Source organism: Limnofasciculus baicalensis BBK-W-15, from assembly GCF_024178385.1.
Taxonomy (GTDB): domain Bacteria; phylum Cyanobacteriota; class Cyanobacteriia; order Cyanobacteriales; family Coleofasciculaceae; genus Limnofasciculus; species Limnofasciculus baicalensis.
The window spans coordinates 3,731-9,709 of the sequence record NZ_JAMZMM010000235.1 but is presented as its reverse complement, the minus strand read 5'-3'; the positions used below and the strand labels follow the sequence as shown (position 1 = coordinate 9,709).

At 41.7% G+C, this 5,979-nt stretch carries 6 protein-coding genes and 2 pseudogenes; 3 read left to right on the top strand and 5 right to left on the bottom strand.

Translation table 11 applies throughout. From position 1 onward, the window contains the following. The coding region (locus tag NJ959_RS19950) for a sensor histidine kinase (protein ID WP_254013492.1) at window positions 1-275 on the top strand (275 nt) is incomplete at its 5' end. A 177-nt stretch (window positions 276-452) separates the two neighbouring features. Here the strand turns inward: NJ959_RS19950 and NJ959_RS19945 are convergent. The 4 genes and pseudogenes from NJ959_RS19945 to NJ959_RS19930 all read right to left on the bottom strand — a co-directional run. Beyond that, window positions 453-695, bottom strand: a complete 243-nt coding sequence (locus tag NJ959_RS19945) for a type II toxin-antitoxin system HicB family antitoxin (RefSeq protein ID WP_254013491.1) — start codon at window positions 693-695, stop codon at window positions 453-455. A gap of 70 nt (window positions 696-765) precedes the next feature. Continuing rightward, complete coding sequence (locus NJ959_RS19940; RefSeq protein ID WP_256529506.1) at window positions 766-843, bottom strand: DUF4058 family protein; 78 nt, start codon at window positions 841-843, stop codon at window positions 766-768. Between the two features lie 239 nt (window positions 844-1,082). Next, window positions 1,083-2,342: a bifunctional sterol desaturase/short chain dehydrogenase gene (locus NJ959_RS19935; RefSeq protein WP_254013490.1), complete on the bottom strand. Its 1,260-nt coding sequence runs from the start codon at window positions 2,340-2,342 to the stop codon at window positions 1,083-1,085. A gap of 530 nt (window positions 2,343-2,872) precedes the next feature. Continuing rightward, a pseudogene (locus NJ959_RS19930) lies at window positions 2,873-3,172 on the bottom strand (hypothetical protein); the annotation flags it as partial. A 549-nt stretch (window positions 3,173-3,721) separates the two neighbouring features. Between NJ959_RS19930 and NJ959_RS19925 the strand changes: the two are divergent. Then, window positions 3,722-3,919 carry a hypothetical protein gene (locus NJ959_RS19925; protein ID WP_254013489.1) on the top strand — a complete coding sequence of 66 codons (198 nt, stop codon included), beginning with the start codon at window positions 3,722-3,724 and terminating at the stop codon, window positions 3,917-3,919. Between the two features lie 204 nt (window positions 3,920-4,123). Here the strand turns inward: NJ959_RS19925 and NJ959_RS30765 are convergent. Further along, window positions 4,124-4,246 (bottom strand): annotated as a pseudogene (locus NJ959_RS30765) (bifunctional sterol desaturase/short chain dehydrogenase); the annotation flags it as partial. A 165-nt stretch (window positions 4,247-4,411) separates the two neighbouring features. On the opposite strand from NJ959_RS30765, the gene NJ959_RS19920 reads away from it, so the two are divergent. Beyond that, window positions 4,412-5,851, top strand: a complete 1,440-nt coding sequence (locus NJ959_RS19920) for a glycosyltransferase family 2 protein (protein ID WP_254013488.1) — start codon at window positions 4,412-4,414, stop codon at window positions 5,849-5,851. Window positions 5,852-5,979: the final 128 nt, after the last annotated feature.

Below are 5,979 nucleotides of genomic sequence, written 5' to 3'. Positions count from 1 at the left end.
ACTCTCCCCCCACTCCAAAAAACCCACTCCCCACTCCCTCTATTATTATTCGGATTAGTGATAACGGTTATGGGATTAGTGAGGAAGTAATCAATCGGATATTCGATCCATTTTTTACTACAAAATCCGTGGGTGCGGGTGCGGGTTTAGGATTATCAATTAGCTATCAGATTGTGGTGAACAGACATGGGGGTAAGATGAAATGTAATTCGGTAGTAGGTGAGGGAACTGAGTTTGTAATTGAGTTGCCGATAGCGCCAAGAAAAATATCTTGATCTTAGGATAGTAAAATGGGCTTTATCCATTAATCAAATCACGACGGGAAATAGCATGAAAGGGTGGCATAAGTCAAAAGCCTCAATTTAATTATACTTAAATGATGCCTAAAATAACCGACAATTTCTGTGTATTTTCCCGTAAAGCATTATAGAAGCCAAGAGGTAGGATTAGCATTAAGCAACAGACTTCACTTTTAGCATCACGCCTTCAAATTCCGGCAGATTGTGATTCATCGCAATACCAACGAGAATCCACTCCTCTAATACTTCTAACAATTCCATGCGGCAGGATTCGAGGGTACTAGCTGTTGCCCACACTCCAGTAGCACCAGGAATGTCTCCGTAAAACCCTTCGTCATCTTCCAGCACTTCATAGTGTGCTGTTTCCATTGCCTTTTGAACATATTGCTGAATCATTCTCTACCTCTAAGTAAATCAAATATATTTAATCGCCATCGCCCATTTCCGCCGCTAATTTCTCCCCTCCTCACCGTAACCGATGAACTCCAGGCCATAAATCGGGATGTTCTAAATAAGGATTCATACCAGGGAATGGAGACGGCATTGATTTACCTCACTTTTAATAACAATTTTTACTCACACTAAGTTAAGTTCACAGATCTAATTTAGAATTGGTATTAATATTCTAGTCCATTAGATGTAAGTTGGGTTGAGGGACCTAACTTGCTTGCCTCAACCCAACAGATTTAAGGCAAGTTGGGTAACGCTGGCGCTCTACCCAACCTACATTTTTAGCCTTGTCACGCCAGTAGGGTGTGTTAATTTATAACGCACCCTACTCTATTAAACCTTTCCAATTACACTGGAATTAACCAAACCCACGTCAGGAGTTTTTCGACTAAATAGCTTGAAGTAAATACTGACAAGAAATTCCTTGATCGGGAAAGCCACAAAGGTTATTGGATTAACTGTCACAATAATATTTCTCACATCTCGAACAGCCAGATTTACAATCTGTTTTGCCACCCAATCCGCTGACATCACGCCAATGGGATTAAGATTACTTTTAAAAGGTCCTAAAATTAATTTTCGCACTACACAAGGCGCATCTAAACGCCGCATAGTTACTAAATCTCCCAATGCTCGTTTGCTTAATTCATACAAAGGACTAAATGCAGGATTGACTTCGGCTTCTGAGGTATTCACCCAAACTTCTTTACGGGCAATATCTTCATTGGTGCGAACTGTTTTCAAAAATAGTTCCATCAACTCTAAACTGGAAAATGTGTTAATTTGATAGGAGCGTGCGATCGCATCTGCTGTTCTTTCTCCATGGACGTTAATACCGTGATTGAGAATCAGAATATCTACTTTTTCTAATTCTCCTGCCAAATCTGATTCTTTGCCAATTTGCCAATTAATTGTTTTCACTGGTAAACTTTCCCCATTTATACTCAATGTAACTGTCTGCTCTTTAGAAGTTAGAGCAATAACTTTTGCCCCCCGATTATGTAAATGGTGCAAGAGCGATTGCCCCAAGGTTCCCGATGCACCAGTTACGGCAATTGTTTTACCTTTCAGCGAAAGTGCAGTCCCCATCAGTTTGTCCACCAAGGTAAACGTGCCGCAATAGTAAGCCTTTTGATTGTCGAAATGATGCCGCCAATGATACGATCGATTTACCTTCCAATTAGATGGCGGTGTTAAAAAAGGTCCCGGTAAATGAGTAAGATCGGTTAATTCATGCGCCCCTTTCAAACCCATACCCCGTGCGATCGCACTCAGCAAAAAGCTGATAGTATAAACAGAGCCGAATAAAGTTACCCACTGATATTCTGGTGTCGAGAAATGAGCTAATCCCCAAAATAAAACACTAAACGCCAACATCACGCAGGATTCCGGTACATCGTTATACCAATGAGCTTCCCGATAAATTTCGTCACTAGCCGGAGTCAAATCTGGACGAAAAACCCGATGATGCCATACATGGAGTCGATAGAGGGGAGGGTAATAATGAGAGAGCGTGTGATAAAAGTCTCTTACCACCTCTACCCACAATACAGAACCTAGACCCCAAGACACTGCGATTATCAAAGAAATCATGATATACAACTCCTACACACCTGGCAACTAACCTGTTCAAACGATAAATTCATGACAAAACCTAAATTTACACGAGCGATACCCCTTAAAAGTATAAAAAATTTAATAATCTCAGATACAAAAAGATCGCCGAAAGACTACACCGCAAAAACTGAGTTTATTGCCAGCGATCAAGGGTGAAGCATTTGGAGAGAAAGATATTTGTTTCTTGACAAAAGATATCGTCCAAATGCTTCATCCCTAATAGTTTTTCTCTTTCCTAAGATGCTAAATCTTTTAAATTAGCCATTGCCTTGAGAAACTGCTGTTACCTCCGCCTCCGTCACACCCAACGCCTCCCCCACTTGTACCACAGTTAATCCCATTGCCAATAGGCGGGGTATAGTGTCTCTTTTGGCTTGAGCTTCTGCTGCTAGGGCAAATTCAGCCTCCTGTCTGGCTCAGGGCTGTTTCATTCTCAACTTTTACGACAGATTGAAATCTGTCGCTACACAGACAAAACTTGCCTTCGCAGGTTAGCAAGTTTTCCATTAGCTTATTAACAAATAAGTTGAACCGCCGAAGGGCGGTTTAACCTGTTGCTGTGGGAGAATGAAACAGCCCTGCTGTCTGGCTTGAGCTTCCGCTGCCAGGGCAATTTCAGCACGCTCGGCTCGTGCGGACTCCACTTCAGCACGTTCTGAACCAGTTAACAACAAATTACCCTCCTCATCCCACCAACGCAGCCAGAGTTGGCTTTGATTCTGATAGCTTCCTTGCCACAAACCCAATTCTACTCCCAAGGGTGGAATTGGATAATGTCCTCGTTCGTTTGGTGTTAATTTCTGATAACTTGCACCAGCTAAACTGCGGCTCAGTTTCTCGCCAATAAATACCACAAGTATTTTCAAGTTTGGCGGTTAAAACCGCGTCTACACAAACAAAACCCGCCTGCGCGGGTTAAACTTGAACAGCATTGTAGTATGGGTTGAAGATTAGTAGTTAGCAAAAGTTACACCCACACCAGTATCATACTTCAACGTATTCATTTTTCCTTAAGCGTAAGCAGAAATAAGTCTGGGGCTGATTTCTTAACCAGCTCGCCAGGTCTACCGAACAGAATTCTCTATCCCCTAAAATTACTTTTGTATAATTATTTAATAAGGTCAATACTTGCGACAATACTGCTACTTGTTTTGCCACATTCGTGCTACCTAATTTCGGGAGACATTCAAAATATATAGGAATGGCTCGATTTTGATAAATTAAACTGACAAATATAACGAGAAAAACGCTTCACTGTCGAAGATGTCAATATAATTATTAACGATCCAGACTTCTTCATTGATGGCAACCCCTATTTTACAGGTGTATGGCAGCAAGCTGAGAAAAATTCACCCGTGGGACAACTGGAAATTCTCCGCGAATTATGCCATAAAGAATTATCCAAAGCACAACTAGTAGAAAAAACTACTCTAACTATTGCAGAAGTGGAAGCAGCGCTTAAAATTTTGATAGAGCGTGATGTAATTCGGGAACAAGATGGGCATTATTACTATACTATCAAACTCATGGAAAAGTGGGTAGAAATTAGTTGATGTCAGAAGGATTAAATTGGTTTAACATTCGATCGGTTGACTTTGTTATCATCTGAGATGGATTATAAATTTATACAGAATTCGGGAAATAATTAGAAAACAAATCGTTTATCAATTGTCAGAATATTTTATTTTTGGCATCCTCATATTATAAATTTGGTCGCTAGCCGGAGTCAAATCTGGACGAAAAACCCGATGATGTCATACATGGAGCCGATAGAGGGGAGGGTAATAATGGGAAGTCGTGTGATAAAAGTCTCTTACCACCTCTACCCACCAAACAGAACCTAAAGCCCAAGATACTGCGATTATCAAAGAAATCATCATATACAACTCCGACATACCTGGCAACTAACCTGTTCAAACGATAAATTCATGACAAAACCTAAATCTACACAAGCGATACCCCTTAAAAGTATAAAAAATTTAATAATCTCAGATACAATCGGATACAGTTTAATAACCTAATTGGGCGGTGACATCGAATAACTTATGCCACAAAATTCCTGGTCCCAAAACAATCCTGGCGATGAGCTGGACCCAATCAGCTCTCTTTTATCCGAATTTTCAGATGACGACTTTGAAAGTAACTTTTTCTTTCAGGGACAAGAAGGAAGGCGACGCAAAGCGGCTGTAGTCTTAACCATGATTTGGGGTAGCACCATCGCTCTTCATTTGATGTCTTGGGGTTACTGGCTAGTTTGGAGCTTAACAGCTCTGTTGGGGATTCATGCAGTAAGGGTATTCCGAGCGCGACCTTTAAAAAGGCCTGAACCCCTGATTGCTGAAGATTCAGATGATTTTCCATCAGTTTCTCTGATAGTAGCAGCACAAAATGAAGAATATGTCATCAGTAATCTGGTAAAAATGCTGTGTAATTTAGATTACCCGAAAGACAAGTACGAACTTTGGGTAATTAACGATCGCAGTACGGACAGTACACCCTTATTGTTAGATAAATTAGCCGCAGAATACGAACAGCTTAAGGTACTCCACCGAGGTGAGTCGGCAGGTGGGGGTAAATCAGGGGCACTCAATCATGTTCTCCCCCTCACCAAAGGAGAAATTGTGGGTGTATTTGATGCAGATGCTCGCGTCACAAAAGATTTGCTACGGCACGTCATGCCATTGTTTAATAAGTCAGAAGTCGGAGGAGTGCAAGTCAGAAAAACCATCGCTAATGTTGAGCTGAATTTCTGGACAAAAGGGCAGATGGCGGAAATGGCACTTGATGCCTACCTCCAACAACAGCGTACTGCCATTGGCGGGCTGGGAGAATTGCGGGGAAATGGTCAATTTGTCCGACGCAAAGCACTACAAAGCTGCGGCGGTTGGAATGAGCAAACTATTACTGACGATTTAGATTTAACCATTCGTTTACATCTCGATAATTGGGATATTTTATTTCTCGATTCACCCCCGGTGGAAGAAGAAGGTGTAACTAATTTTCTGGCACTATGGCATCAACGCAATCGCTGGGGCGAGGGTGGATATCAGCGCTATATGGATTACTGGCGTTTGATTGTTAGCCACCGGATGGGGATCAGAAAAAAACTGGATTTATGGTTTTGGATGTTCATGCAGTACATTGTGCCTAGTGCTGCTATCCCAGACTTTTTAATGGCAATTGTTCGCAATCGTCTACCAATTTTAGCTCCTTTGACTGGACTTGCGATCGCAATTTCTACTTTTGGGCTATTCGCTGGATTATCCCGTACAAATAACCAGGATAGAAAAACATTCCCCAATTTATTCACTATTCTCTTACAGACGCTACGGAGCGCAATTTATATGATTCACTGGATGCTAGTAATTCCGGCGATTACTGCTCGTATGTCTTTACGCCCCAAGCGTCTGAAATGGGTGAAAACTGTCCATGAAGGTACTGGGGAAGAGAGTTTTGTTAGCGCAGCGGGACGAAGTCCGTTTTGAGTGGTTATTAGTTATTAATTATTGGTTGTTGGTTATTTGTAGAGAATTTATTCTCTGTCGGGCTGTCGGGCTGTCGGGTTCGTACTAGGCACAAAAACCCGTTCCCCCAACCAATAACCCATCCGCTG

Coding starts and splice junctions, on each gene's coding strand:
- NJ959_RS19935 (WP_254013490.1), bottom strand. CDS start 2,342: ATGATTTCTTTGATAATCGCAGTGTCTTGGGGTCTAGGTTCTGTATTG.
- NJ959_RS19940 (WP_256529506.1), bottom strand. CDS start 843: ATGCCGTCTCCATTCCCTGGTATGAATCCTTATTTAGAACATCCCGAT.
- NJ959_RS19945 (WP_254013491.1), bottom strand. CDS start 695: ATGATTCAGCAATATGTTCAAAAGGCAATGGAAACAGCACACTATGAA.
- NJ959_RS19920 (WP_254013488.1), top strand. CDS start 4,412: ATGCCACAAAATTCCTGGTCCCAAAACAATCCTGGCGATGAGCTGGAC.